This window comes from Sphingobium sp. SG1 (genome assembly GCF_057063145.1).
Genome location: NZ_JBVVOJ010000001.1, coordinates 781597 through 808058 on the forward strand (window position 1 = coordinate 781597; position 26462 = coordinate 808058).

The window sequence follows — 26462 nt, forward strand, 5'->3', positions numbered from 1 at the left end:
GTGGCAAGCTATCGGCCAACGGTTGAACCGTCGATGAATTCCGGGGCATAGCATGCCCCATGACAGAACAAGCCATAATCGCACAGGATGCCATCGATCGCTTCGTCGCCCTGCTCGGCCCCAAGGGCGTCATTACCGATGCCGATGATATCGCCCCCTGGGTCAGCGACTGGCGCGGCCGCTATCATGGAAAGGCCCGCGCGATCCTGTCCCCTGCCTCGACGCGCGAAGTGGCCGACTGCGTGGCGCTGGCAGCGGAACTTGGCATCGCCCTCGTCCCCCAGGGCGGCAACACGTCGATGGTCGGCGGCGCGACACCGCCGGCCGACGGATCGGCGCTGATCCTGTCGCTGCGCCGCATGAACCAGATCCGCAACCTGTCGGCCGACGACAATCTGGCGGTGTGCGAGGCCGGGGTCATCCTTTCCAACCTGCACGACGCCGCCGAAGCGGCCGGCCGTCGCTTTCCGCTCAGCCTGGGTGCCAAGGGATCGGCCACGATCGGCGGCCTCACTTCGACCAATGCCGGCGGTACCCAGGTGCTGCGCCACGGCACGATGCGCGCGCTGGTCGAGGGGATCGAGGCGGTGCTGCCGGACGGCAGCATCTTCGACGGGCTGGACGCGCTCAAGAAGGATAATCGCGGCTATGACATCAAGCAGTTGCTGATCGGCGCGGAGGGCACGCTGGGCGTCATCACCGCGGCCGCCCTGCGGCTGGTGCCCTGCATCGCCGCCCGCGCGGTCGGCTGGGTCGGCGTGCAGACACCCGCCGACGCCCTCGCCCTGCTGCGCCTGGTCGAAGGCGAACTGGGTGACAGCGTCGAGGGGTTCGAGGTGATTGCCGACGATGGCCTTGGCCATGTCCTCTCCCATATTCCCGGCACACGCTGCCCGATCGAGACCCGCACGCCCTGGCATGTGCTGATCGAGGTCGACCATGGCGACATGCGCGAGCCCGGCCCGACCGAGCGGCTGGAAGGCGCGCTCGGCCTGGCACTGGAACGCGGCATCGCGATCGACGCCGCCATTGCCGCCAGCGAAGCCCAGGCAGAGGCCTTCTGGCGCATCCGCGAATCCCTGTCGGAATCCGAAAAGGCACAGGGACCCGCGCTGCAATATGATATCAGCGTGCCAGTGCCGCGCATGCCCGCCTTCATGGTCGAGGCCGCCGCCGCCGCCGAAGCCGCCTTCCCCGGCACAACCGCCTCCTCCTTCGGCCATCTGGGCGATGGCAATGTCCATTTCCATGTCCGCGCGCCCAGGGGCACCAGCGACGGTCCGGCGTGGATCGCCGCACAGGGCCAGGCGATCAATGCCTTCGTCCATGACGCAGTGGTCGCCGCGGGCGGCTCGATCTCGGCCGAACATGGCATAGGCCAGATGAAGCGCGCCGAACTCGGACGCCTCGCCAGCCCGGCCCGCATCCATGCCCTGCGCGCGATCAAGGCAGCCTTCGATCCGGGCGGCATCATGAACCCCGACAAGCTCATCCCTCGCCCCGACGAGGGTTGAGCGCAGCATATCCACAAAGCGATTGCCTAGCGGGATAGCTCCGATTATCCCGTCAGCCCCATATTCGGATCAGCGACGCAAACCTTGCGCGCTTTCTAACAGGACGGAACAACATCATGGCCAGCGCGCCCGCGAACAGCCTTCCCATCTTCTACAACGACCTGATCCCGCTCAGCACCGTCGATCATGCCGATTATCGCACCCTGTCGGTCGATGCCGCTCCGTTCCTGGTGACTCAGCACGCCGTGCCGCTGACCATAGACGAATTCGTCTCGGCCCAGCGCTTCGTGCCGATCATCTTCTCGGCTGGCCAGGATTCGGTGCCGCTCGCGCTGATGGGCCTCAATGAAGGCGTGAACATCTTCGTCGACGACGAAGGCAAGCTGCGCGGCCCGGCCTATATCCCGGCTTATGTCCGTCGCTATCCCTGGATGCTGGCCAAGCTGCGCCCCGACAGCGACGAACTCTCGCTCTGCTTCGACCCGACCAGCAAGGCGATCGGCGCCGAAGGCGACGGCCCGGCCCTGTTCGAAAATGGCCAGCCGACCGACGTGACCAAGAGCATCCTGAAATTCTGCGAGGATTTCGAGCAGGCAGCCGCCCGCACTGGCCAGTTCATGAAGGATCTGGCCGAGATGGACCTGCTGATGGACGGCGAAGTCGCGATCCAGACCCCGAACAACGAGCAGCCCTTCGTCTATCGCGGCTTCCGCATGGTGAACGAGGAAAAGCTGCGCGACCTGCGCGGTGACCAACTGCGCAAGATCAACCAGAACGGCCTGCTGCCGCTGATTCACGCCCATCTCTTCTCGCTGCAGCTGATGCGCGAGATTTTCGAAGCGCAGATCGGTCAAGGCAAGGGCCCGATCGCCGCGCCGACCGCGCCGGCGGCCGTGGAAGCCTGAAAGCCCGATTAACTCCGTTAATCGCAAATATATGGGGACAGGGCGGGGCTTGCTCTTGAAAGCAGCCGCGCCCTGTCCTATTTCTGTTGCATGCGATGCACCTGCCCCCCTTTCGGGTGTGTCGTATAGGGCGCCTCCCCCTTGGAGGCGTCTCCTCCCTGAACCTGGCCACCCCGTGCATCGCATGGGGTGGTTTTTTATGGGCTGCATTCGGCGTAGGTCGCCGGAAATTTTCGCCGCTTTCGCTTGACGCCATCGCCAGCCCTGCCTAAAGGCACGCCCCTGCCTGTCGCCCATGCGACATACGGCCCCTTCGTCTAGCGGTTAGGACGCGGCCCTCTCACGGCTGAAACACGGGTTCGATTCCCGTAGGGGTCACCATTTAGGAAATTTTCCGCAGATTTGCGAGAAACTCCGGCAGGTGCGCCCAGCGCTCTACGTTGCCGTGATCAACGCCTGCAGACAGGCGAGGCTTACGCCGAAGTTGGTTCAGTCCGCGCCACAAATTGAGCCTGTGTTGTCGCTGATGGCGGCTCACATAGAATCCCATCGGGTTCCATCACTTGGACGAAATGCGAAGCTGCCCCAGATCACTTCCAGCAGGCCGCTGGAACAGGCGCAGCCCGAATTCGGGCAGGATCGCGATCAGATGGTCGAAAATATCGGCCTGTATGCCTTCATATTCGGCCCAGACGATGCTGTTGGCGAAGGCGTAGATTTCCAGCGGCAGTCCATGTTCGCTGGGCGCCAGCTGGCGCACCAGCAGGGTCTGGTCGGCGCGAATATTCGGATGCGCGCGCAGATAGGCCAGCACATAGGCGCGAAAGGTGCCGATGTTGGTCAGCCGCCGGCCATCCAGCCTGTTGCCCGCTGCATGATCCCCATTCCAGCGCGAGAGATCATCCTGCTTGTCGTGCAGATAGGTCCGGAGCAGGCCGAAGCGCGCGACCGCCGCCAACCCTGTCTCATCAAGAAAGCCGACGCTGTTCTGGTCGATCACCAGCGCCCGCATGATCCGGCGGCCGCCCGATTCCTGCATCCCGCGCCAGTTGCGAAAACTCTCGCTGATCAGCCTGTGCGTCGGGATGGTGGTGATGGTGCGATCGAAATTCTGGACCTTCACCGTGTGCAGCGCGATGTCGATCACGTCGCCATTGGCGTCGAGCTGCGGCATCTCGATCCAGTCGCCCACCCGGATCATGTCGTTGGAGCCGATCTGGACGGATGCGACCAGCGACAGGATCGTGTCCTTGAACACCAGCATCAGCACGGCCGCCATCGCCCCCAGCCCCGACAATAGCAGCAAGGGCGACTGGTCCATCAGCGCCGCGATCATCAGGACGCTCGCCGCGCCATAGACCAGCAGCTTGGCCACCTGCACATAGCCCTTGATCGGCCGGTTCGCAGCGTCAGGGCGGCGCTGATACAGGTCGTTGCCGAGTGTCAGCAGGCCGCTCAAGGCGATGGCCAAGGTCAGGATGATGAAGGCGGCGCACAGGCTGGCGATGAAGCCGGCGAGCCTGACCGGCAGATGCGGGACGGCGGCGACGCCCGACTGGATGATGAGCGCCGGCACGATGTTGGACAGGCGCGCGACGACGGCACCAATATGCGCGGCCTCGACCCGGAACGGCAGATGATCGATCAGTCGCAGCAACAGGGTCAGGACGATACGCTTGGCCACCCAGTTGGCCGCCCAGGCGAATGCGCCAAGCAGCAGCAATCCCGTCATGGCCTGCAACCAGACATTCTCGACATAGCCGCGGGTCAGGATCTGGAGGCTGTCCGACGCGATATAGAGATGGCTGATCATGCGGCACGCTCCCCTTCGAACGGATCGTCATGGAGCGACCGGCCTGCCGTTTCCGGCATGAAGCGGAGCGCAATCAGGCCGATGATGCAGGCCGCCATCATGTAGAAGGCCGGCATGAGTTCATTGCCGGTCACGCCGATCAGCGCGCTGCCGATCGCCGGCGCCGTGCCGCCGAACAGCGAGGTCGACAGATTATAGGCGATCGCGAAGCCGGCGAAGCGCGCGATGGTGGGGAACAGCGCCGGGAAGGTCGCCGAAATCGTCGCCAGTTGCGGCACATAGAGCAAGCCGAGCAGGACGAAGCCGATGATCGCGCCGGCCAGGCCCGTCGCCATCAGCATGTAGAGCGGGACCACCGCGACCAGCAGGCCAATGAGCGACAGCCGCCACATCGGCCGCCGGCCCACCCGATCGGACATATGGCCGGCGATCGGCAGGAAGAGCATCATGAAGAGCATGCCGATGATCGGCACCACCAGCGCCTCGTCCGGGGACAGGCCGATGCGGCGCTGCAAATAGGTCGGCATGTAGCTGAGCAGCGTATAGTTGACGACGTTGAGCGCCACGACCAGCCCGCCCACGACCAGCATCGGCCGCTTATGGTCGCGCAGCAGCCGGGAAAGGGATGGCGATCCGCTGCCTTCGGCCGCCTGCTCGCGGAAGACCGGCGTGTCCTCCATCCGCGACCGCAGATACATGCCGATGAGGCCCATCGGCGCGGCCACCAGGAAGGGAATGCGCCAGCCCCAGGCATGCATGACCGCGTCCCCCAGCAGCAGCGAAAAGCCCAGCATCAGCGCCGCGCCGAAGGAGAAGCCGGCGAGCGTGCCGAACTCCAGAAAGCTGCCATAGAAGCCGCGCCGATCATCGGGTGCATATTCGGCCATGAAGGTTGCCGCCCCGCCATATTCGCCGCCGGTCGAAAAGCCCTGCACCATGCGCAGCAGGATCAGCAGCGCGGGCGCGGCCCAGCCAATCTGCGCATAGGAAGGGATGAGGCCGACGGCCAGCGTCGCGCCCGACATCAGCAGGATGGTCAGCGCCAGCACCGACTTGCGCCCCAGCCGGTCACCCAGCGGTCCCCAGAACAGGCCACCCAATGGCCGAACGAGGAAGGAAATGGCAAAGGTCGCCAGCGCGAACAGAATGGCATCGTCCACCTCGCCGGGAAAGAGCGCGGCAGAAATATAGGTCACGCCATAGGCATAGATGCCATAGTCGAACCATTCAGTGGCATTGCCCAGCGCCGACGCGGCGATGGCCCGGCGCAAGGTGGCCTTGTCGGCCTGCACCGGGGCAGCAGGGCTGGCAGGAACGGCGGAAGCGGTCATTCGGTCAGTCCGTCTACGGTATTGGGATCGAGCAGCGAAGCCACCGGCGTGGTGCGCGGCACAATCTGGAAGTCCTGCTGGTCGGGCACCGGCACGGGCGGGGTCGCCGTCTGGCGCCAGAGGCCGAAGGCCAGCGTCGCGCCGGCACACAGGGCAATGAAGAGAAAGAGGCCGCTCGTCGGCGCCAGGCTCATCAGCAGGGCAGCGCCGAGCGGGCCGATCGCCGCGCCGACCGAATAGAGCAGCACCAGCCGCCCGCTCGCCGCGACCCGCTCGGTCGCGAGCAGCCGGTCGTTGCAGTGGGCGACGCAGAGCGGATAGAGGGCGAAACTGAGGCCCCCGAACAGGGCGCCAAGCGCCAGCAGCAACGGGCCGCCCGACACCAGCATCGCCAGCGCCGTGCAGACAGCCAGCGTCGCGGCAAAGCAGCCGACGATCACCCGCCGCCGGTCGAGCCGGTCCGACAGGCGCCCCAGCGGCCATTGCAGCGCGACGCCGCCCAAGATGACGATCATCATGAAGCTGGCGGTGGCGCCAAGGTCCAGCCCCAGACGGCGCACATGCACCGCCGCCATGCCATAGAAGGCGCCCAGCATCAGCCCGGTCGCGACCGACCCGACCGTGCCAAGCGGTGAGGCGGCATAAAGCGCGCGGATGGTGAAGGCCTGCGCATCGACCGGCGCGGGTGCGCTGCTGCGCGTCAGGCAGAGCGGGATGATGGCCAGGGAGATGAGGATGGAGGCGATCTGGAATGGCACCGCCGGCAGGGCACCGCTGGCGCCCAGCAGCAATTGCCCGACCGCCTGCCCCGAATAAAGCGCGACCATATAGGCGGCGAGCACGCTGCCGCGCGTTTCCGCCTCCGCCCGGTCGTTGAGCCAGCTTTCAAGGCAAATAAACACGCCCGCGACGCAGATGCCATCGATCAGGCGCAGACAGGCCCAGAAGAGCGGAGATTGGACCAGTGCATAGGCCAATGTGCTGGCCGACAGCAGCGAGACGAAGGCGGCGAAGGCGCGTATATGCCCCACCTGTCGCACGATCGCCCCGGCCCGCAACGCACCCACCACAAGTCCACCGAAATAGGCGGTGGCGACCGCACCGATCGCCATCGTGCCCGCCCCTGCCCGCTCCAGCCGCAGGCCGATCAGCGTGGACAGGAAGCCGCTGCCCGCCATCAACATGAAGATGGCGAGCAGCAGGCTGCGGACGGGGTGGATCGCGGCGAACATGGGGGATGACCGGAGGCGGATCAGGCCGCGCGCCGATCCTCCGCCGGTTCCGCCCCGTCCTCCACCAGGGCACGGTGCAGCGCGCCCACGGCGGTTTCATAATGATCGACATCGACGATGAACTGGACGTCGACATTGCGGATCTGGTGCTGCATCGCGACGATCGGCACATGGGCATCGGCCAGCGCCCGAAGGGCATCGGGCACCAGCCCCGGCCGCGCGATGTCGCTGCCGATGACCGACACGATCGCCACCGGCTGGGCCGATATGGCAGCGTCGGGATAGCGCGCCTGCAAATCCGCGATCACCCGCTTCACCGTCGCCGCATCGGCGGACAGATAATGGGTGATGGTGTTGGCGTTCGACGCCTTGCTGACGATCCAGGCGCCATGGCGGGCCAGCGCGTCCAATATCGCCGCGTCATAGCCTTTCACGCCGACCATATCCTGCTCGAAGAACTGAAGCGCCTGCGCATGGCGCACGCCGGTGACGATCTCGACGCGCGGCGTGTCGGAAACATAGGCGCCGCAGATCAGCGTCCCGCCATCTTCCCGATCGAACGTGTTGCGCACCCGCAGCGGAATGTCGGTCTGGCGCAGCCCCCGGCCCGCGCCGGGATGGATCGCCTCCATGCCCAGATTGGCAAGCTGGTCCGCCACGTCATAGTTGGTGCGGCCGATCTTGCGCGCCTTGTCCGTGCCGACCAGGCGCGGGTCCGCACTCGACAGGTGGAACTCCTTGTGGATGATCGCCTCGCGCGCCTTGGTCAGCACGGCAATGCGCGAAAAGGTCATTTCCGAATAGCCACGGGCATAGAGGCGCACCATACCCTCGCTGCATCCGGCATAGCCGGTGACGATCGGCAGGGTGGTCGCCAGATCGATCGGCGCAAAGGCTTGCGTGATCCGGTCGTCCAGTTCGCGCATGTCCTGCTGGTCCCACAGGGTCAGGTCGACAAACTGCGCATTGACGCCCCGGTCGCGCAGCAGCAGCGCGGTCGAATGCGCGCTATGCGCTTCGCCCAGACCCGCCAGCAGTTCGCGCACCGTCACCAGCTGTTCCTTGACGCAGAAGCGACCATGACTGCGCAGCCGCGCCAGATCGTCAAGACAGGCGGCGACCGCATCGATCCGCATGTCGACAAAGGCATTGGCCTCCGCCAGCCGGTCGGCGCGGACGAACATCGTCGCATTGCGCTCCTGCATGGCGCGGCGCACCGCCTCCATCGCCTGGCGCCAGCCGTCCGCATCCTCGTCCGCCACGAAGCGGGCATAGACACCCGGTTCGCCGCTTTTCTTGTGCTCCAGCAGCAGGTCGGTCATGCCGGCATAGGCCGACACGACGAAGATGCGATGATAGAGGTCTGCGCCCTTGCGGCCGGCGATCAGCACATTGTCGAACAATGTCGCGGTCGCGGCCATGGAGGTTCCGCCGATCTTCTCGACGCTGTGCAGGCTGCTCATGCCAGCGCCTCCTGCATCAGGGGGCCGGTGATCGGCGTGATGACCGGCGGTTCGCCGCGCGCGGCGATAAACGCAGGGCGCGGCCGATCGACACCAAAGGGCGCCTCCAGCCGGTTGGACACCGCATTATAGACCAGGAAGGCATTGGCGCGCGGGAAAGGCGTGATATTGCCGTTCGACCCGTGCATGATGTTGCAGTCGAAGATCACCACCGATCCGGGCTTGCCGGTCGGCGCGACGATGCCATGATGATGCGCCAGTTCGGCCAGGCTGTCCTCGTCGGGAACGCCATATTCCTGGCGCTTGAGCGACTGGCGATAATGGTCCTCGGGCGTCTCGCCGACGCAGGTCAGATACTGGCGATGCGATCCGGGGATCAGCATCAACGGACCGTTATGCGGCGTGTTTTCCGCCAGCAGCACCGACATGGACAGCGCGCGCATGCGCGGCATGCCATCCTCCACATGCCAGGTCTCGAAATCGCTGTGCCAGTAGAATTCCTTGCCCTGGAATCCGGGCTTATAGTTGAGCCGTGACTGGTGGATATAGACATCGTCACCCAGCAGGAAGCGGGCCACGCCAGCCAGGCGGCTGTCCGCCGCCAGCCGCTCGATCACCCGGCTCTGGGCATGGATGCGGAAGATGGAACGAACTTCCTTGCCGCCCGGTTCGGTGATCACCGTTTCGGCTTCCAGCGCATCGGGATCAGCCAGCAGCTTGCGGGCCTCGTGCTGGAGGAAGGCGACTTCCGCGTCGGAGAAAATGTCTTCCAGCACCAGATAGCCGTCGCGGTCGAAGGCATCGGCTTGGTCGCGGCTGATCGGCGCGCCGGCCCTCCAGTCGGCATGGACGACCGGATCGTGGCGCGGCAGGAATTCCGCCATGTCGGCATGGCGGGACGGGTAGAGGTCTTTCATGGGACTCCCCCTTTTTCAATCTAAGATAATAAGGGCGTGGCTGGCTCAGGCAGCGCCCAAGCCAGAGCTTGATCCGTTCATACTGAATCGGATCAAGCTCCAATTTTCGTTGTTGTCCGCATTTTCCGAGTCAGCAGATGTGGCCATCTGCTTTGAAAATGCTGGAGCGTCACGCATCAGTCGGCCAGCGCAGGTTCGCGCGCGGCGCTGATATCGGCGGGATAGGCGCCATTCTCGTCATGCACTTCCTTGCCAGTGACCGGCGGATTGAAGGTGCAGGCGCACAATATATCGGTTTCCGGCCGCACGATATGCTGGTCATGGGCATTGAGCGCATACATGACGCCGGGCGCCAGTTGATGGGTGATGCCGGTGCCCAGATCCTCGATCGTACCGGTGCCCTTGAGCACCAGCACCGCCTCCAGATGGTTCTGGTAGTGCATGTGCAATTCCTCGCCCGCGTACATGGTGGTGACGTGGAAGGAAAAGCCCATATTGTCGTCCTTCAGCAGAAGGCGGGCGCTTTCCCAGCCCTTGGACTTCACATTGCGGTCGGACTTGCGGATGTCCTGAAGCTTGCGAACGATCATGTCTGAAATCTCCTCTTATTCTGCGGCGACGCCATAGGTGACGGTCAGCGCGGACCGGATGCTCTCCTCGAGAATGTCGAGGCCGGCCGACAGCACGGCGTCCTCGATCACGAGGGGCGCCAGTATCTTGACGATCTCGTCATGCGCGCCGCTGGTTTCGATGATGAGCCCCTGCGCAAAGCAGGCGGCGGTGATGGTCTGAGCGACTTCGCCCGATCCGACGTCGATGCCGCGCATCATGCCGCGGCCGCGCGTCGACAGGCCATGTTCGGCCGCCATCGCGTCCAGCCGCCGTTCCAGCAGCGCGCCGCGACGGGCGATATCCTGTTCGAACTGCGCATCGCCCCAGAAATGGCGCAGCGCGGCGGTGGCGGTGACGAAGGCATGGTTATTGCCCCGGAAGGTGCCATTATGTTCGCCCGGCGCCCATTGATCCAGTTCCGGACGGAACAGGGTCAGCGCAAAGGGCAGGCCCATACCCGACAGCGACTTCGCCATGGTGACGATGTCGGGGGTGAAGCCCATGCCTTCGAAGCTGAAGAAATTGCCGGTGCGGCCACAGCCGGCCTGGATGTCGTCGACGATCATCAGCGCGCCATGGCGCCTGGCGATCTCGGCGATCCGGCGCAGCCATTGCGGCGAGGCGGCATTGAGGCCACCTTCCCCCTGCACCGTCTCCACCAGGATGGCGGCCGGCGCATCAAGGCCGCTCGACGGATCGGACAGGCGCCGTTCCAGCAGGTCGGCGGTATCGACATCGGGACCATGATAGCCGTCATAGGGTTCATGGGCGACATGGCTGAGCGGCACGCCCGCGCCGCCGCGCTTGGCGGCATTGCCGGTGCAGGCGAGCGCGCCCAGCGTCATGCCGTGGAAACCGTTGGTGAAGGCGATCACCAGTTCGCGACCAGTGATCTTGCGCGCCAGCTTGATCGCGGCTTCGACCGCATTGGTGCCGGTCGGCCCGGTGAACATGGCGCGATAATCAAGCCCGCGGGGACGCAGGATCACATCCTCCAGCGTGGCAAGGAAGTCGGCCTTGGCATCGGTGTGCAGGTCGAGGCCATGGGTGATGCCGTCGCCGGCAATATAGTCGACCAGCGCGGCCTTCAGGACCGGGTGGTTGTGGCCATAATTGAGCGTGGAGCACCCCGACAGGAAGTCGAGATAGCGGCCGCCCTGATTGTCGTGCATCCACACGCCTTCCGCGCGGTTGAACTGGCGCGGCATGGCGCGGGCATAGCTGCGCACGGCAGACTCGCGCCGCTCGTAAATGGCCGTGTCGGGCATGGCGCTGGTGGGTTTGGGCTGGGTCGTGACGGTCATGCTTTTCAATCTCTCTCAACTCTGTGCCGGGGTCGGCAGCGGGCCGATGCGCGCCTGCAATTCGGTGGCGTGGGCGCCGGCGAAATGGGCCTGTTCTTCAAAGCGGGCGGTCTTTTCGATTCGAACGCCCCAACGCCGCGCCAGCCCCTGGAACAGGGCCCAGGAGGCGCGATTATCGTCGGTGATGGTCGTCGTCAGATGGATGACGCCGGCCTGCGCGGGCCGGGCCAGCAGCGCCTCGATCATGCGCCCGGCAAGGCGCTGGCCGCGCGCGGCGGAGGAAACCGCGACCTGCCACACAAAGAAATTCTCGGGCGCTGTTGGCGGGCGATAGCCCGATACCCAGCCAACCACCCCACCGCCGCGCTCGGCGACGATGCAACTGTCGGCAAAGTCCGTGCATTGCAGCAGGTTGCAATAGGCCGAATTGGGATCAAGCGGCGGACAGGCCGCAATCAATCCGCTGATGGCTGGCCCGTCCGTGGCGACGGGCTTGCGTAAGACGATGTCCTGCCCCTCGCCCGATCGAGAGCGCGCAGAAGCCCGTGGCGGCGAAGCAGCCGCTGTAGCTTGGGAATCGAAGATTGTTCATCTCCCGAATTATATTTTACTCGGAGAAGTAGATTCTCCGGCGAGACGGGCGGTTATATGCCGATCATCGGCGCCATCTTCAACCCCAAAGCCAAAATTATATTTCATATAATGAAGTATATGGGGAGGAACTTTTGGCCCCGTTGGCGCTTTGCGGGACTTCGCGCTATGCGCCTTCCCATGGATTCCGAAATCGCCTCCCTGACCCTGCGCGCGCTGCGCCGCGTCCTGCGCGCGACCGAAATCGGCAGCCGTCAGCTGGCGACGACGACCGGGCTCACCCCCTCACAATTGCTGGTGCTGCGGGAAATCGACACGCGCCTGTCCGTCACCCCCTCCGCCGTGGCGCAGGCGCTGCAATTCAGCCAGGCCACGATCACCGCGATCGTCGACCGGCTGGTCGCGCTCGGCTTCGTCCAGCGCCAGCGCGGCGAACGCGACAAGCGCCAGATCCACCTGACCCTGCTGCCCGCCGGCCGCGACGCCTTGGCCGACGCCCCCGACCCACTGCAGAAGCGCTTCACCGATCGCTTCGACGCCCTCCCCAGCTGGGAACAGGCCATGATCCTTGCCGCGACGGAAAGGCTGGCAATGCTGATAGATGCGGATTCGATCGACGCCGCCCCCCTGCTCGACAGCGGCCGGATCGACCGATCCGAACCACTTTGACGCCCCGTCTTATGGCCGCGATCTGAGCTTAGCCGTGACCGCAGCAGGAGTTGTGTAATCTTCGTCCTTTATCAGCAAAACTCGCACCATGCGCGCCATCTTGTTGGCGAGAGCCACTGAGACCAGCATGCGCGACTTGCGCGCCAACATTCGTTCCAACCATGAACCAGCCGGTTTATCTTGGCGGCACATGCTACAAACCATCGATCTGCCGTCCGATAGTGCCCCCACCTTCGAGATGCTGCCGAGCTTCAGCTCACCACCGGTGGAATGCTGTCGTGGCCCAAGTCCGCGCCGAACGAACAAAGTCGCGAACTTTGGCAAACTTTGCGATGGAGGGAGGGATGCCCGTTTGATCCACAACATATCATTGGACCAATTCCTTGAGCGCCCTGTCCTTGTTCGCCAGCGCGGCTAGATCAGGCTTGGCACCGCCCTCAACCAGCTTGCGACCCTGGACATAGTCCTTGACGCTGTTCACGCAGTCGAGCGCGATGACCTTGCCATCCCTGAGATAGACGATCGAGAAGGCGCCGTCGGCGGGCGTGCCGCGCATCACTGTCTGGTCGAAGCCTGCGTTGATCCCGGCGGTCTGGAGCTTGAGATCATATTGGTTCGACCAGAACCAGGGGAAGGCGCGATAGGGCCGTTCGTCGCCGCAGATCGCCTTCGCCACGCAGGTCGCCATGTCATTGGCATTCTGGACCGATTCCACCCGCATCACCTGCCCGCCGGCAAAGTCGCAGGCGAAGGCGGCGCAGTCGCCAATGGCGTAAATATCGGGCAGCGAGGTGCGGCACCCGGCATCGACATCGACGCCATTGGCGCCCTTCGCCCCGGCACGGATCAGCGGCTCGACCGCCGGGATGATGCCGATGCCCACGATCACCGCCTGCGCGGGGATGGCCTCGCCATCCGCCAGCCGCACCGCCGTCACCTGGCCGTCCGTCCCCTCCAGGCAATCGACTCTGGCATCCAGGCGCAGGTCGACGCCATGGTCGCGATGGACCTGCTGGTAGAAGGCGGACAACTCCTCGCCCGCCACCCGCGCCAGCACGCGCGGCAGTGCTTCCAGTAAAGTGACCTTGAGGCCCATCTTGCTCAGCACCGCCGCCGCCTCAAGCCCGATATAGCCACCGCCGATGACCACGATCTCACGCTTGCCGGCATCGATTTCCGCCATCAGCGCGTCGCAGTCGGCGCGGGTCCGCACCGCATGGACGCCGGCCAGATCGGCGCCCGCGCAGGTCAGCCGGCGTGGATCACCGCCGGTCGCCCAAATGAGCTTGCCATAGCCAAGGCTGCGTCCGTCGGAGAGCGTCAGTTGCTTGCCGGCCGGATCGACCGCCGTCACTTCGGTGCCGAGCAGGAAGTTCACACCCTTTTCGGCCCAGAAGGCCGGGGGCCGGATCAGCAGCCGCTCGAACGCCTTTTCGCGCGCGAAATAATCCTTGGACAGCGGCGGCCGTTCATAGGGATATTCCGGCTCGCGGCCGACCACCATGATGGTCCCGGCAAAGCCGTTCTGGCGCAGCGCGATCGCGCATTGCGCCCCGCCATGGCCGGCCCCGACGATGACGATATCTGCGCGGTCCATAGTCATCACACCCGCTCCAGCAGGACGGCCAGCCCTTGGCCGACGCCGATGCACATGAAGGCCAGCGCATGGCGCCCACCGGTCCGATGCAGTTCCTCTACCGCCGACAGCGCGATGCGCGCGCCCGACATGCCGAGCGGATGGCCAAGCGCGATCGCCCCGCCATTGGGATTGACGCGCGGGTCGAACGGATCGATGGCGAGGTCACGCAGCGTCGCGATCGCCTGGCTGGCAAAGGCTTCATTGAGTTCGATCACGTCCAGTTGATCGACGCTCATGCCGTTACGGGCGAGCAGCCTGCGCGCCGCCTCGATCGGGCCGGCGCCCATGATCCGGGGCGCGATGCCGGCCGCTGCCATGCCGATCACCCGAGCACGCGGCGTCAGCCCGCGCGTCACCGCAGCCGCTTCCGATGCGACCAGCATCGCCGCCGCGCCGTCATTCAGGCCTGACGCATTGCCCGCCGTCACCGTGCCGTCGGCTTTCACCACCGGCGTCAGCTTCGCCAGCGCCTCCAGGCTGGTGGCGCGCAAATGCTCGTCGGCCTCGAACAACAGGGGATCACCCTTCTTCTGCGGGATCGAGACCGGCACGATCTCGGCAGCGAAGCGTCCGCTCGCCTGCGCGCGTGCCGCCTTTTCCTGGCTGGCCAAGGCAAAGCGATCCTGCTCCTCGCGGCTGACGCCCCATTGTTCGGCGACATTCTCGCCAGTCTGGGGCATGGTATCGACGCCATAGGCGGCCTTCATCGCGGGGTTGATGAAGCGCCAGCCGAGCGTCGTATCCTCGATCTTCTGGTCGCGGCCGAAGGCACTGCCGGCCTTGCCCAGCACATAGGGCGCGCGGGTCATGCTCTCGGCACCGCCGGCGATCAGGAAATCGGCGTCGCCGCTGCGGATCGCCTGCGCCGCCATGCCCAGCGCGTTGAGGCCGGAACTGCAAAGCCGATTGACGGTCACGCCCGGCACGGACTCGCCCATGCCCGCCAGCAGCACCGCCATGCGCGCGACATTGCGATTATCCTCGCCCGCCTGGTTGGCGCAGCCCAGGATCACATCGTCGAGGGCCGACCAGTCGGCCCGTTCATTGCGCGCCATCAGCGCCTTGAGCGGCAGCGCCGCCAGATCGTCGGCGCGGATGGTCGCCAGCGATCCGTTGAGCTTGCCGATCGGGGTGCGGACGGCATCGCAGATGAAGGCCTGTGCCATATGTCTCAGCTTTCCAGGAAAGAGGTGATGGCGCCCGCCAGCGCCTCGGGCGCTTCGAGCGGGGCCAGATGCGCGGCTTCCAGCGCCACATGCGCCGCGCCGGGGATGCGGGCGACCAGATGTTCGCCATGCCCCGCATAGGGCGTCGATGTGTCGCGGGTGCCGGTGATAACCAAGGTCGGACAGGCGATGCCGCCGATCCGGTCGGCCAGGTCCATGTCGCGGATCGCCGCGCCGCAGCCGGCGTAACCCTGCGCATCCATCGCCAGCAACTGACGCCGTACCGCTTCATAAATGGCCGGCTCGACGGCGTCGGACAGGAAGCGGCCCATGGCAAGATCGGCGATGGCGGCCATGCCCTCGCCCCGCACCCTGGCGATGCGGTCGTTCCAGGAGGCGCTGTCCATCGTCGCGGAGGTGCAGATCGGCAGTAGTTTCTCAATCCGACCCGGCGCCCGCAGCGCCAGTTCCATGCCGATCATGCCGCCGAGCGACACGCCCGCCACAGAGAAGCGATCGAAGCCGGCCGCGTCGGCCGCCGCCAGCACATCGTCGGCCAGCATGGCGAGTGCATAATCACCCGGCTCGGCGATCGACGCGCCATGGCCGCGCGCATCGATCCGCAACAGGGCAAAGCGATCGCGCAGATGCGGCAGCACGCCGTCCCACAAATCCATGTCGGTGCCGATGCTGTTCAGCAGCACGAGCGCGGGCGCATCCTCCCGCCCATCGCGCTTCCAGTAGAGAGTGGCGCCATTGCGCTGGATGAAGGTCATGCTCAATCCTCCGGCGCGATGGCGACGCGCAGCCCATCCAGCGCGGATGTCATCATGATCTGGCAGGACAGGCGCGACCGATCGCCGCGATGGTCGGAGGAATCGAGCAGGTCATCCTCGTCGCCGCTGGCCGCGCCGACCGCGCCGGTCCAGGCATCATCCACGAAGACGTGGCAGGTGGCGCAGGAACAGCAGCCACCGCACAGCGCCAGCAGTTCGTCAAAGCCACTGTCGCGAATGGCCTCCATCACGGACACACCCTCACGGGCATCGATGCTCGTTTCGTCCCCCGCGCGGTTGACGACGATCAGATTGGGCACGGTAAATTCCAGTCTTATGCGTTTTCGAGGATCGCCAGCGGCGCGCCGGTCTTCTCGACCACTTCGGCTTCGGTGACGCCGGGGGCCAGTTCCACCAGGGTGAGGCCGCCCTTCGCCCGATCGACGGCGATCACGGCGAGGTCGGTGATGATGAGGTCGACGACCGTCTTGCCGGTGAGCGGCAGGGTGCAAGCGTCGAGGATCTTGGGGCTGCCATTTTTCGACACATGATCCATCACCACGACCACGCGCTTGACGCCCGCGACCAGGTCCATCGCCCCGCCCATGCCCTTCACCATCTTGCCGGGGATGGTCCAGTTGGCGAGGTCGCCATTGGCGGCCACCTCCATTGCGCCCAGCACCGCCATGTCGATATGGCCGCCCCGGATCATCGCGAAACTGTCCGCCGAGGAGAAGAAGCTGCTGGTCGGCAGTGCGGTGATCGTCTGCTTGCCGGCGTTGATCAGGTCCGGGTCCGCCTCGCCCGCGAACGGGAAAGGACCGATGCCAAGCATGCCATTCTCGCTCTGCAGCGTCACATTGACGCCCTGCGGCACATGGTTCGCCACCAGGGTCGGGATGCCAATCCCCAAGTTCACATAATAGCCGTCGCGCAGTTCCTGCGCGGCGCGCGCTGCCATCTCGTCGCGGGTCCAGGGCATCAGGCAACCTCCCTTTCGCGGACGGTCAGCTTCTCGATCCGCTTCTCGTTGATGGTGGAAAGGACGATGCGATCGACATAGATGCCGGGCGTATGGATGCAGTCGGGGTCGAAGCTGCCCTCAGGCACGATTTCCTCGACCTCCACCACCGTCACCTTGCCGGCGGTCGCCATGTTCGGGTTGAAGTTGCGCGCGGTCTTGCGGAACATCAGGTTCCCGGCCGGGTCGGCCCGCCAGGCCTTGATGATCGACAGATCAGCGCGCAGCCAGGTTTCGCGGACATAGTCCTCGCCCTCGAAATTCTCGACCGGCTTGCCCTCGGCCACCACCGTGCCGACGCCGGTCTTGGTGTAGAAGGCCGGGATGCCCGCGCCACCGGCGCGGATGCGCTCGGCCAGCGTCCCCTGCGGGTTCAGCTCCAGCTCCAGTTCGCCGGAGAGATACTGGCTTTCGAACAGCTTGTTCTCGCCCACATAGGAGGAGATCATCTTGCGGACCTGCCGGCTTTCCAGCAGCATCCACAGGCCAAAACCGTCGGCGCCGGCATTGTTGGAGATGACGGTCAGATCCTTCACGCCGCTTGCGCGGATTTCCGGGATCAGGCTTTCGGGGTTGCCGGAAAGGCCGAAGCCGCCCGACATGATCGTCATCCCGTCGAACAACAGGCCTTCCAGTGCGACCCGAGGGCTGTCGTAGATTTTCTGCATGTCTTCAGTCCCTTCAGCCGATATCGCCGCCCGCAACGGGCAAGACCGATCCGGTCACATAGCTGGCCTCGTCGGAGGCGAGGAAAAGGATGGGGGCAATCTGCTCGTCCAGCGTGCCGTAGCGCTTCATGAAGGCCGACGACGTCACCTGCGCCACCGCCTCGGCCATCCAGGCCTGTTCCTGCGCGTTGTCGCCCTCGGCATTGCGCGGCACGCGGCGCGGCGGCGCGCTGGTGCCGCCGGGCGCGGTTGCGACGACACGGATGCCCGCCTCCGCATATTCCATCGCCAGTGCCTGGGTCAGGCCGTTGATCCCGCCCTTCGCCGCCGAATAGGGCACGCGGCGGATGCCGCGCGTAGCGTTGGACGACAGGTTGACGATCGTCCCCGCGCCCTGCTCCAGCATCGCGGGCAGAACCGCATGGCAGCAATAGAGGGTCGGCATCAGCGAACGGCGGATTTCCGCGTCGATCTGTTCCGGCTCGAACTGCGCATAGGGCCGCATGCGGATTGCGCCGCCGACATTGTTGATGAGGATGTCGATGCGCCCGAACGCCGCGATCGCCGCCGCCATTGCCTGCGCCGCGCCCTCATAGGTTTCGAGGTCGCAAGTGACCGAAATCGCCTTGCCACCGGCCGCGACGATCGCCTGCTCGACATCGGTCACGAAGTCCGCCCGGTCGACCAGCACGAGGCTGGCGCCCTCGGCTGCGGCACGGGTGGCGACACCGGCACCGATACCCTGCGCCGCGCCGGTCACGACCATCACCTTGCCGGCGAAGCGTCCCTGGAAGATCATCGCCCGCCCCTCAGATATGATAGACGTCGATGACCTGATGAATATAGTCGTCCTTGAGGACGATCGTCTTCTTCAGGATCTTCGGCGCCGCGCCGCTGATGTCCAGCGTGACGAAGCTGGTTCCGAAAAACTGCTGCGTCTTCTGGTAGCGATGGCTCATCGTGTGCCAGTTGTAGCGCAGGTCGATCGCATCGCTCCGCGTCTCGATCACCTCGATATTCGCCAGGAAGTGCGAGGTGCGCGCCTCCGGCGTGCTCGCCGACGACCGTTCGGTCTTCAAGCGATATACGCGATCCTCCAGCCCCTTGCGGTTGCCATAATAGATGAGCGAAATTTCGCTGTGCGGATCGGTGGTCAGCGCATCATCGTCGGTCCAGGCCGGCATCCAATATTCGCACTGTTCCGAATAGCATTCGAGCCATGCGTCCAGTTCGCGATCGTCGAGCAGCCGTGCCTCGCGATAGAGAAAGGCGCAGATGTCCTGATAGGAGAGCGCCGCGCGCTCCGTGTCGAGAACCAGTGTCATTCTGCGGCCTCCATCATCGGCACGCCGGCTTCGCGGGCCATGCCGTCGAGCATGATCTGCGCCCAGAATTCATGCTGGCGCACGAACAGCCCTTCATCCTCACTGCGCTCGCTCGACAGCAGCGGGTTCATGCCCATGGCGGTGGCATTGCTGTCCGGCCCGGCGATCCAGCGGGTCGCGCCACGACTGAGGTCATTCCACAATTCGCCCGCGCCCTCATAGGCCGACTGGCAGCTGCGGAATTCCTCCAGATCGTCGGGCGTGCCCATGCCGGTGACGTTGAAGAAGTCTTCGTACTGGCGGATGCGATGCGCCCGGTCTTCCGCGCTCTCGCCCTTGGGGGCGTAGCAATAGATGGTAACCTCGGTCGTATGCACGTCGATCGGGCGGACGACGCGGATCTGGGTCGAAAACTGGTCCATCAGGAAGACATTGGGATAGAGCGCCAGATTGCGGGTCTGCTCCAGAATGAACTTCGCCTTGTCCTCGCCCAGCCGCTCGACCAGCTGATCCTTGAGGTTCCAGACCGGCCGGACTTCAGGGTTCAGCACCTGCGTCCAGAGCAGGATATGGCCATGTTCGAAGCCATAGACGCCGCTTGCCGGCGCCTTCGACCAGCCATTGGCGTCGACCGCCTTGGTCCCGCCTTCGGCGCGGCGGCCCATGGTCGACTGGTAATTTTCATGGACCGAGCTGACATGATAGCCGTCGCAGCCATTTTCCATCTGCATCTTCCAATTGCCGTGGAAGGTGTAGGTGGAATTGCCGGTCAGCACTTCCAGGCCCTCGGGCGCTTGGTCGACCATCTGGTCGATGATGACCTTAGCCTCGCCCAGATGATCCTCCAGCGGCAGGACATCATGATTGAGCGACCCGAAGATGAAGCCGCGATAGCTTTCGACCCGCACCTTGGTCAGATCGTGCGACCCTTCATGATCGAAGCTGTCGGGATAGGCGCCGGTGCTGGCATCCTTGGCGCGCAGCAGCTTGCCGTCGGTCTTGAAGCTCCAGCCATGGAATGGGCACACGAACAGCGGCTGGTTGCCACGCTTGCGGCGGCACAGCTTGGCGCCGCGATGAGCGCAGGCATTGACCACGCAATTGAGGCCGCCATCCTTGGCCCGCGTCAGGATCACCGGCGTATGGCCGATCCAGGTGGTGAAATAATCGTTCTTCTTCCCGACCTGGCTCTCATGGGCCAGATAGACCCAGTTGTTCTCGAAGATATATTTCATCTCCAGATCGAACAGTTCCGGGTCAGTGAAGACGTCGCGGCGGCAGCGGAAGATGCCGGTTTCCGGATCGTCCACGACCGCGGTTTCAACACGGTCGCGCAGGAAAGCCATGGGGCTGGTCATGATCCTCTCTCCTCTCAGGCCGGTTCCGTGACCGGTTCGTCGGCATCCACCACCAGGCGCTTGCGGGTCGAAAAGGCCTCGTCGCCCTCATCGTCCGCGCGCTGCAGATGGAAATCGAAGGCGATATGCGCGCTGTCGCCCTGGCGGTTGGGCACCGGCAGCAACCCTTCGCGGGTGCCGAAGGCGAAATCGTCGGCAGCGAACGGATCGTCGCCGAAATTGATCTGCGTGGTCAGGCGGCGATAGCCGGGCGCCTCGATGAAGAAATGCACATGGGCGGGGCGATTGCCGTGCCGGCCGAGCGCCTTCATCAGCGTGTCGGACGCGCCGCCCGGCGGCACCGAATAGCCGTTCGGCATCTTCGACGAGAAGGCATAGGTGCCATCGGCCGCGATCTTGAGGCGACGGCGATTGTTGAACGGCGTCTGCGCGTGGGTCGGGTCGAAATGCGAATAGAAGCCGTGCGAGTCCGCATGCCAGACATGGACCAGGCCGTCCGTCACCGCCTCGCCATCCGGGCCGATGATGCGGCCGGTCATGTAGAGCGTGTCGGTATCGTCGGCATCGTCGGTCAGATAGGCGCCGCTCTCGACGATCGGCGCGCCCTCGACATAGAGCGGCCCTTCGATCGTGCGCGGGGTGCCGCCCGACTTGCCGGCCTCGGCATCCTTGGCATCCATGTAGAGATCGATGAAATGCTCCAGGCCGACGCCCGGCATCAGCAGGCCCAGTTCGCCCGCGCCGGCTGCGCCCTGCAGGAAGTTGACGGCGTTCCACACCTCGTCCTCGCTGACGTCATAGCGGGCGATGACGGTCATGCAGGATTGGATCAGGTCGCGAACGATGCCCTTCATGCGGGCGTTGCCACCGTCGCAGTCCAGGCCCGCGACACGGTCGAGCAGGTTCTGGATTTCCGGTGTTTCTACGAAGCTGGTACCCATATTTTTCTCTCCTAAGCTTTGCGGTCTGTGTCGGACGATCAGCGATCATCCTCATGGATCGAGGACGGATGGCGGCAGAGCGGCGTGATCTTCATCGTCATGAAGGGGTACAGCGGCAGCGCCATCAGCGTGTCGTGCAGGGCGGCATTGCTTTCGACATCGAAGATCGAGACGTTGGAATAGAGGCCGACCTTGCGCCAGATATGGCGCCAGGTGCCGGCCGCCTGCAGCGTCTGGAAATAGGCCTTTTCCGCCGCCTTGATCCGGGCGGCTTCCGCCGCATCGAAATCCAGCGGGATGTTGACGTCCATTTCGACCATGAACAGCATGGGTTTCAGGCTCCTGCGGTAACGGCGTTAAGGATGGGCCCACCGACAACCGAAGCTGTGCGATCGCGCCGGAAGAAGGCGAGCTTGTCCTCGTCAAAGGCGATGCCCAGGCCCGGCCCGGTCGGCACGGCGAGCGAGAAGTCGGCATAGCCAAGCGGATCGCGCAATATGTCCTCGGTCTGGAGCAGCGGACCGAACAGTTCGGTGCCCCAGGCGAGGTCCGACAGGGTGGCGAAGACATGGGCCGAGGCGACGGTGCCGACGCCGCCCTCCAGCATCGTACCGCCATAGAGGCCGATGCCGGCCGCTGCGCCGATCGCGGCCACGTCAGCCGCTGCGAACAGGCCGCCCGACTGGGCGATCTTGAGCGCGAAGACGCTGGCAGCATGGGCCGAGGCGATCCGCATTGCACTACGCGGGCCATTCAACGACTCGTCCGCCATCAGCGGCACCGGCTGGTTCTTCGACAGGCGCGCCATTGCGGCGATCGCGTCGCCAGCGATCGGCTGTTCAACGAGGTCGCAGCCGACATCATGCAGCATGGACATGCCGATCTTGGCCTGCGCCTCCGACCAGTTCTGGTTGACGTCGACGCGCACGCTGGCGCGGTCGCCCAGCGCCTTGCAGATGGCGCCGACATGGGCGACGTCGTCGCGCACCTCGCGCTTGCCGATCTTCAGCTTGAAGATGCGGTGGCGCCGGCGGTCGAGCATCTCCTCGCCCTCGGCAATGTCGCGGGCGGTGTCGCCGCTGGCCAGCGTCCAGGCGACGGGCAGGCTGTCGCGCACCCGGCCGCCGCCGATCAGTTCGGACACGGGGATGCCCAGCCGCTTGCCCGCCATGTCGAGCAGCGCCGTTTCGACCGCGCATTTCGCGAAATGATTGCCGCGCACGCAGCGCGCAACCTTGGCCATGGTGGCGCCGACCTGCGCCAGGTCGCAGGTTTCCAGGACCGGGATGATATAGGTGTCGATCGCCGACTTGATGCTTTCGGGGCTTTCCTCGCCATAGCTCAGGCCGCCGATCGTCGTGCCTTCACCAATCCCCTCGATACCATCGGCATCGGTCAGGCGGACAATCACCATCGATTGGGCGTGCATGGTCGCCATCGCCAGCACATGCGGGCGGATCGTCGGCACATCGACGATGAAGGTATCGGCGTGGCTCAATCCAGCCATTGCGGCGACTCTCCCAAATGCTTACGTTTCATCGAATAGCTATGCCTCCGCTGCGCCGGTTTCAAAGATCAATGCGGTCAAGGGGTGATACTTTGGAGGTATAAGTCAGTGATGGACCTGCGCCTCTTGCGCTATTTCGTCGCCGTCGCGGACGAAGGCAATTTCAACCGCGCCGCCGACCGGCTGCATATTGCCCAGCCGCCTTTGTCGCGTGCGATCCAGCAGTTGGAGGCGCATGTCGGCGCACCCCTGCTCGACCGCGCCAGCCGCCCGTTGCGGCTGACCGATGTCGGGCGCCTGCTTCATGCCCAGGCGCTGCAGTTGCTGGCGCGGATGGAGGATGTCGAGACGATGGTGAAGACCGCCGCCACCAGCCAGCGCCGCCGGCTGGTGATCGGCTTCGTCGCCTCGACCATCTATGCCCGCCTGCCCGAACTGATCCGCGAATTTCGCAAGGTCGCCGACAATGTCGAGCTGGTCATGGTGGAAAGCACCACGCTGGAACAGATTGCAGCATTGAAGGACGGACGCATTGATGTCGGCTTCGGCCGCATCCGGTTCGAGGATCCTGCCGTCCGTCGAATCATCCTGCGCAACGAGAAGCTGGTCGCCGCCTTCCCGATGGACCACCCGCTGGCCCGCGGCGAAGGACAGATCTCGATCCGCGATCTGGCCGAAGAACCGCAGATCATCTATCCGCGCGCGCCACGCCCCAGCTATGCCGACCAGGTCATATCCCTGTTCCGCGACCATGCGATCGAACCGCGCATCGTCCATGAAGCGCGCGAACTGCAGATCGCCATCGGCCTGGTCGCGGCGCAGGAGGGGATGGCGATCGTCCCCGAATCGGTCCATCGCGCCCGCAGCCACGATGTTGCCTTTCGCGACCTGGTCGAACCGGCCACCTCCCCCATCATCATGAGCCACCGCCCCGGCGACCGTTCGCCCGAACTGGCGCTGATGGCGTCGGTGATCGCGCGCCAATATGCGCAATGGGGCTATGAGGTGCCGGCCGCCCTGACCGAGGAGCTTTGAAGCCACCCAACCGCCCGCCATACCCGTAGCGTATTTCAACGGGACTTAATTGGTATTTGGCGCCGCCCTGCATGTCCTTCACTTTCCCGGGAAATCATACCCATCAATAAGGGAGAGGAATCGATATGCAGGGTATCGATATAAATCGTCACATCGACGAAGCTAGGTTCGGAAACCTACATCTCAAGATTATCATTGCTTGTGCCATCCTGCTTATAGTCGATGGCTATGACGTCTTCATTTACGGCGTCGTTCTTCCGCAGTTGATGGACCAATGGGGACTTAGCGCCCCGCAGGCCGGGTCGCTCGCCAGCTGGGCCTTGTTCGGCATGATGTCGGGCGCGCTGTTCTTCGGTCCGCTGGGCGACCGGATCGGCCGCAAGACCTGCATCACCATCTGCTTCGCGCTGTTCAGCGCCGCCACCTTCATCAACGGCTTCGCCACGACGCCGACCATGTTCGGCGCGCTGCGCTTTCTCGCCGGCCTTGGCTGTGGCGGGCTGATGCCCAATGCGGTGGCGCTGACCAATGAATATGCGCCCAAGCGGATGCGCAGCACCCTCGTCGCGCTGATGTTCAGCGGCTATGCCGTGGGTGGCATGGCGGCGGCGGGCTTGGGCATCTGGCTGCTGCCGCTGTTCGGCTGGCAGGCGATGTTCTTTGCCGCCGCCGTGCCGCTCATCCTCCTGCCGCTCGTCCTGCGCGGCCTGCCGGAATCAGCCGGCTTCCTCGTCCGCCAGGGGCGCTAGGAACAGGCCCGCGCCATCCTTCAGCGGCTGTCGCCTGGCCAGCGCCTCGACGGCCCGCTGATCCAGCCGCAGGGCGCTGCCGCCAAGACCAGCATCGCCGCCCTTTTCCAGCACAATCGCACGCTCGGCACGCTGTCGATGTGGCTCTGCTTCTTCTGCTGCCTGCTCATGGTCTATGCGCTCGGCTCCTGGCTGCCTCAGCTGATGCGCAGCGCCGGATACAGCCTCGGGTCCAGCCTGTCCTTCCTGCTGGCACTCAATTTCGGCGGCATGTTCGGCGCGATCGCCGGCGGACGCCTGGCGGACCGGTTCGGCCTGCCCCAGGTGGTCATCGCCTATTTCCTGCTCGGCGCGATCTGCATCAGCCTGCTCGGCCTCAACGGGCCGATGCCGATCCTCTATCTGCTGATCTTCGTCGCCGGCGCCGGCACCACCGGCACGCAGATATTGCTCTATGCCAGCGTCGCCGATTTCTACGACCTGTCGGTCCGCTCGACCGGACTTGGCTGGGCATCGGGCATGGGCCGGGTCGGCGCGATCGTCGGACCGATGCTGGGCGGTATGCTGCTCGCGGCGCAACTGCCGATGACGCTCAACTTCGTCGCCTTCGCCATTCCGGGCCTCGTCTCGGTGCTGGCCACCCTGGTCTTCATGCTGAGCCGTCGCCAGCAGGCCAACCGGGAAAGCTACGCCCTGGCGGCGTGATCGGACCATCATGACTGCAAGCCAGACAGGCTGGATCCCGGCGATCATCGCCGGGATCATCGCCACCACCATATCCTATGCCGGCCCGCTGGTGATCATCTTCCAGGCGGCGCAGGGCCTTGAACCCGCCCTCGTCGCCTCCTGGATCTGGGCGATCTCCATCGGCAGCGGCCTGTTGGGCATCGTGCTCAGCTGGCGCTGGCGCGTGCCGATCGTCATCGCCTGGTCGGCACCCGGATCGGCGCTGCTGGTGACGATGCTGCCGCAGACCGATTTCGCGACCGCGATCGGCGCCTATATCATCGCCAATCTCGCGGTGCTGCTGGTCGGCCTGTCCGGTGCCTTCGACAAATTGATGCAGCGGCTGCCCGCCGCGATCACCGCCGCGATGCTGGCCGGCATCCTATTTCGTTTCGTTATCGATATGATTGGCGCCGTACCGTCCGCGCCGGTGATGCTGATCGCGATGATCGCCGCCTTCTTCGCCGGTCGCGTGCTGGCGCCGCGCTATGCCGTGGTCGCGGTGCTGGTGACCGGCGTCGCCATCACCGCGCTCAGCGGCGGCCTGTCGGGATCGATCGGCACGCCGCACCTCACCATGCCGGTCTGGACGACGCCGCGCTTCGACTGGGCCGCGACCGCCAGCATCGCGGTGCCGCTGGCCGTGGTCGCGCTGACCGGTCAGTTCCTGCCCGGCATCGCCATCCTGCGCGCCGCCGGTTACGACCAGCCCGCCGCCCGGCCGATCGTCTCGACCAGCGCCATCGCCTCGATCGCGCTTGCGCCCTTCGGCTGCCATGGCCTCAATCTCGCCGCCTTCACCGCCGCCATCTGCCTTGGCCCCGACGCCCATCCCGATCCCGCCCGCCGCTACATGGCCGGCATCGCGGGCGGTGTCACCTATCTCGTCTTCGGCGCCTTTGCCGCCACCGTTCTGGCGCTGTTCGCCACCCTGCCCAAGACGCTGATCGCCGCGCTGGCGGGCCTCGCTTTGTTTCCGGTCGTCGCCAATTCGCTCAGCACCGCGCTGCGTGCCGAACGGGGACGCGACGCCGCCCTTGTCACTTTCGCTGTCAGCGCATCGGGGATGACGCTGGCCGGGCTTGGCTCCGCCTTCTGGGGCCTGATCTTCGGCCTCGCCGTCCACCTGCTCCAGAGCCTCGTCGCAAAACAGCCCGACCAGGCCACCGCATAACCAGAAAAACCCATATACCGGAGAGT

At 65.0% G+C, this 26462-nt stretch carries 28 protein-coding genes and 1 tRNA gene; 8 read left to right on the plus strand and 21 right to left on the minus strand.

The window, feature by feature from the left end:
* The first annotated feature begins 59 nt into the window (after window positions 1-59).
* The 3 genes from AC0KVN_RS05180 to AC0KVN_RS05190 all read left to right on the plus strand — a co-directional run bounded on the left by AC0KVN_RS05180 (window position 60) and on the right by AC0KVN_RS05190 (window position 2800).
* On the plus strand, window positions 60-1514 hold the full coding sequence (locus tag AC0KVN_RS05180; RefSeq protein ID WP_435568346.1) for an FAD-binding oxidoreductase: 1455 nt from the start codon (window positions 60-62) through the stop codon (window positions 1512-1514).
* 116 nt (window positions 1515-1630) lie between these two features.
* Window positions 1631-2419 (plus strand): SapC family protein, encoded by a 789-nt coding sequence (locus tag AC0KVN_RS05185; RefSeq protein ID WP_010337707.1) that lies wholly within the window; start codon window positions 1631-1633, stop codon window positions 2417-2419.
* A gap of 306 nt (window positions 2420-2725) precedes the next feature.
* Window positions 2726-2800 (plus strand) — tRNA-Glu (locus tag AC0KVN_RS05190).
* A gap of 178 nt (window positions 2801-2978) precedes the next feature.
* Here AC0KVN_RS05190 and AC0KVN_RS05195 read toward each other — a convergent pair.
* From AC0KVN_RS05195 to ectA, 8 genes are all read right to left on the minus strand, one after another.
* Window positions 2979-4232, minus strand: a complete 1254-nt coding sequence (locus AC0KVN_RS05195; protein WP_435568723.1) for a mechanosensitive ion channel family protein — start codon at window positions 4230-4232, stop codon at window positions 2979-2981.
* Complete coding sequence (locus tag AC0KVN_RS05200) at window positions 4229-5563, minus strand: MFS transporter (protein WP_483655970.1); 1335 nt, start codon at window positions 5561-5563, stop codon at window positions 4229-4231. The genes AC0KVN_RS05195 and AC0KVN_RS05200 overlap by 4 nt, the downstream gene beginning before the upstream one ends.
* Window positions 5560-6795 carry an MFS transporter gene (locus AC0KVN_RS05205; RefSeq protein ID WP_435568721.1) on the minus strand — a complete coding sequence of 412 codons (1236 nt, stop codon included), beginning with the start codon at window positions 6793-6795 and terminating at the stop codon, window positions 5560-5562. Before AC0KVN_RS05205 ends, AC0KVN_RS05200 begins: the two co-directional genes overlap by 4 nt.
* 20 nt (window positions 6796-6815) lie before the next feature.
* A complete protein-coding gene (locus AC0KVN_RS05210; RefSeq protein WP_435568720.1) occupies window positions 6816-8258 on the minus strand; it encodes an aspartate kinase in 1443 nt (480 codons plus the stop codon).
* Window positions 8255-9175 carry an ectoine hydroxylase gene (thpD, locus tag AC0KVN_RS05215; RefSeq protein ID WP_435568719.1) on the minus strand — a complete coding sequence of 307 codons (921 nt, stop codon included), beginning with the start codon at window positions 9173-9175 and terminating at the stop codon, window positions 8255-8257. Before thpD ends, AC0KVN_RS05210 begins: the two co-directional genes overlap by 4 nt.
* A 176-nt stretch (window positions 9176-9351) precedes the next feature.
* A complete protein-coding gene (locus AC0KVN_RS05220; protein WP_004208301.1) occupies window positions 9352-9765 on the minus strand; it encodes an ectoine synthase in 414 nt (137 codons plus the stop codon).
* A gap of 15 nt (window positions 9766-9780) precedes the next feature.
* Window positions 9781-11091 carry a diaminobutyrate--2-oxoglutarate transaminase gene (ectB, locus tag AC0KVN_RS05225; protein WP_048938478.1) on the minus strand — a complete coding sequence of 437 codons (1311 nt, stop codon included), beginning with the start codon at window positions 11089-11091 and terminating at the stop codon, window positions 9781-9783.
* A 15-nt stretch (window positions 11092-11106) separates the two neighbouring features.
* Window positions 11107-11598, minus strand: coding sequence for a diaminobutyrate acetyltransferase (gene ectA, locus AC0KVN_RS05230; protein WP_435568728.1), 492 nt, complete (start codon window positions 11596-11598; stop codon window positions 11107-11109).
* Window positions 11599-11862: 264 nt separating this feature from the next.
* On the opposite strand from ectA, the gene AC0KVN_RS05235 reads away from it, so the two are divergent.
* On the plus strand, window positions 11863-12351 hold the full coding sequence (locus tag AC0KVN_RS05235; protein ID WP_435568718.1) for a MarR family winged helix-turn-helix transcriptional regulator: 489 nt from the start codon (window positions 11863-11865) through the stop codon (window positions 12349-12351).
* Window positions 12352-12718: 367 nt separating this feature from the next.
* Here the strand turns inward: AC0KVN_RS05235 and AC0KVN_RS05240 are convergent, their stop codons facing one another.
* Genes AC0KVN_RS05240 through AC0KVN_RS05295 form a run of 12 tightly spaced genes read right to left on the minus strand, consistent with a single transcriptional unit; the run spans window position 12719 to window position 22752 of the window.
* Window positions 12719-13948, minus strand: a complete 1230-nt coding sequence (locus AC0KVN_RS05240; protein ID WP_435568727.1) for an NAD(P)/FAD-dependent oxidoreductase — start codon at window positions 13946-13948, stop codon at window positions 12719-12721.
* 5 nt (window positions 13949-13953) lie between these two features.
* Window positions 13954-15156 carry a 3-oxoadipyl-CoA thiolase gene (gene pcaF / locus AC0KVN_RS05245; RefSeq protein WP_435568717.1) on the minus strand — a complete coding sequence of 401 codons (1203 nt, stop codon included), beginning with the start codon at window positions 15154-15156 and terminating at the stop codon, window positions 13954-13956.
* Window positions 15157-15161: 5 nt separating this feature from the next.
* Window positions 15162-15932, minus strand: a complete 771-nt coding sequence (gene pcaD / locus AC0KVN_RS05250; RefSeq protein ID WP_435568716.1) for a 3-oxoadipate enol-lactonase — start codon at window positions 15930-15932, stop codon at window positions 15162-15164.
* A gap of 2 nt (window positions 15933-15934) precedes the next feature.
* Window positions 15935-16252 (minus strand): 2Fe-2S iron-sulfur cluster-binding protein, encoded by a 318-nt coding sequence (locus AC0KVN_RS05255; protein WP_435568715.1) that lies wholly within the window; start codon window positions 16250-16252, stop codon window positions 15935-15937.
* Window positions 16253-16266: 14 nt separating this feature from the next.
* A complete protein-coding gene (locus AC0KVN_RS05260; RefSeq protein ID WP_435568714.1) occupies window positions 16267-16914 on the minus strand; it encodes a 3-oxoacid CoA-transferase subunit B in 648 nt (215 codons plus the stop codon).
* A complete protein-coding gene (locus AC0KVN_RS05265) occupies window positions 16914-17621 on the minus strand; it encodes a CoA transferase subunit A (protein WP_435568713.1) in 708 nt (235 codons plus the stop codon). The genes AC0KVN_RS05260 and AC0KVN_RS05265 overlap by 1 nt, the downstream gene beginning before the upstream one ends.
* A gap of 13 nt (window positions 17622-17634) precedes the next feature.
* Window positions 17635-18420 (minus strand): benzoate diol dehydrogenase BenD, encoded by a 786-nt coding sequence (gene benD, locus AC0KVN_RS05270; RefSeq protein WP_435568712.1) that lies wholly within the window; start codon window positions 18418-18420, stop codon window positions 17635-17637.
* A 10-nt stretch (window positions 18421-18430) separates the two neighbouring features.
* Window positions 18431-18946, minus strand: a complete 516-nt coding sequence (gene benB / locus AC0KVN_RS05275; RefSeq protein ID WP_069336840.1) for a benzoate 1,2-dioxygenase small subunit — start codon at window positions 18944-18946, stop codon at window positions 18431-18433.
* A complete protein-coding gene (locus AC0KVN_RS05280) occupies window positions 18943-20292 on the minus strand; it encodes an SRPBCC family protein (protein WP_435568726.1) in 1350 nt (449 codons plus the stop codon). Before AC0KVN_RS05280 ends, benB begins: the two co-directional genes overlap by 4 nt.
* Window positions 20293-20318: 26 nt before the next feature.
* Complete coding sequence (locus tag AC0KVN_RS05285; protein WP_435568711.1) at window positions 20319-21245, minus strand: dioxygenase family protein; 927 nt, start codon at window positions 21243-21245, stop codon at window positions 20319-20321.
* Window positions 21246-21283: 38 nt separating this feature from the next.
* Window positions 21284-21574 (minus strand): muconolactone Delta-isomerase, encoded by a 291-nt coding sequence (gene catC, locus AC0KVN_RS05290; protein WP_037511893.1) that lies wholly within the window; start codon window positions 21572-21574, stop codon window positions 21284-21286.
* A gap of 5 nt (window positions 21575-21579) precedes the next feature.
* On the minus strand, window positions 21580-22752 hold the full coding sequence (locus AC0KVN_RS05295) for a muconate/chloromuconate family cycloisomerase (protein WP_435568710.1): 1173 nt from the start codon (window positions 22750-22752) through the stop codon (window positions 21580-21582).
* A gap of 111 nt (window positions 22753-22863) precedes the next feature.
* Between AC0KVN_RS05295 and AC0KVN_RS05300 the strand changes: the two genes are divergently transcribed.
* The gene (locus AC0KVN_RS05300; protein ID WP_435568709.1) at window positions 22864-23787 is read left to right on the plus strand and encodes a LysR substrate-binding domain-containing protein; all 924 of its coding nucleotides are present in this window, start codon (window positions 22864-22866) and stop codon (window positions 23785-23787) included.
* A gap of 125 nt (window positions 23788-23912) precedes the next feature.
* Window positions 23913-24536 (plus strand): MFS transporter, encoded by a 624-nt coding sequence (locus AC0KVN_RS05305; protein WP_435568708.1) that lies wholly within the window; start codon window positions 23913-23915, stop codon window positions 24534-24536.
* On the opposite strand, the gene AC0KVN_RS05310 is transcribed toward AC0KVN_RS05305, so the two are convergent.
* Entirely contained in the window at window positions 24504-24650 is a 147-nt protein-coding gene (locus tag AC0KVN_RS05310) for a hypothetical protein (RefSeq protein ID WP_435568707.1), read from the minus strand. The genes AC0KVN_RS05305 and AC0KVN_RS05310 overlap by 33 nt on opposite strands.
* A 24-nt stretch (window positions 24651-24674) precedes the next feature.
* Here AC0KVN_RS05310 and AC0KVN_RS05315 point away from each other — a divergent pair, with 24 nt between their 5' ends.
* Both AC0KVN_RS05315 and AC0KVN_RS05320 read left to right on the plus strand, forming a co-directional pair.
* Window positions 24675-25241, plus strand: a complete 567-nt coding sequence (locus AC0KVN_RS05315) for an MFS transporter (RefSeq protein WP_435568706.1) — start codon at window positions 24675-24677, stop codon at window positions 25239-25241.
* A 10-nt stretch (window positions 25242-25251) separates the two neighbouring features.
* The gene (locus AC0KVN_RS05320; protein ID WP_435568705.1) at window positions 25252-26436 is read left to right on the plus strand and encodes a benzoate/H(+) symporter BenE family transporter; all 1185 of its coding nucleotides are present in this window, start codon (window positions 25252-25254) and stop codon (window positions 26434-26436) included.
* Window positions 26437-26462 lie beyond the last annotated feature (26 nt).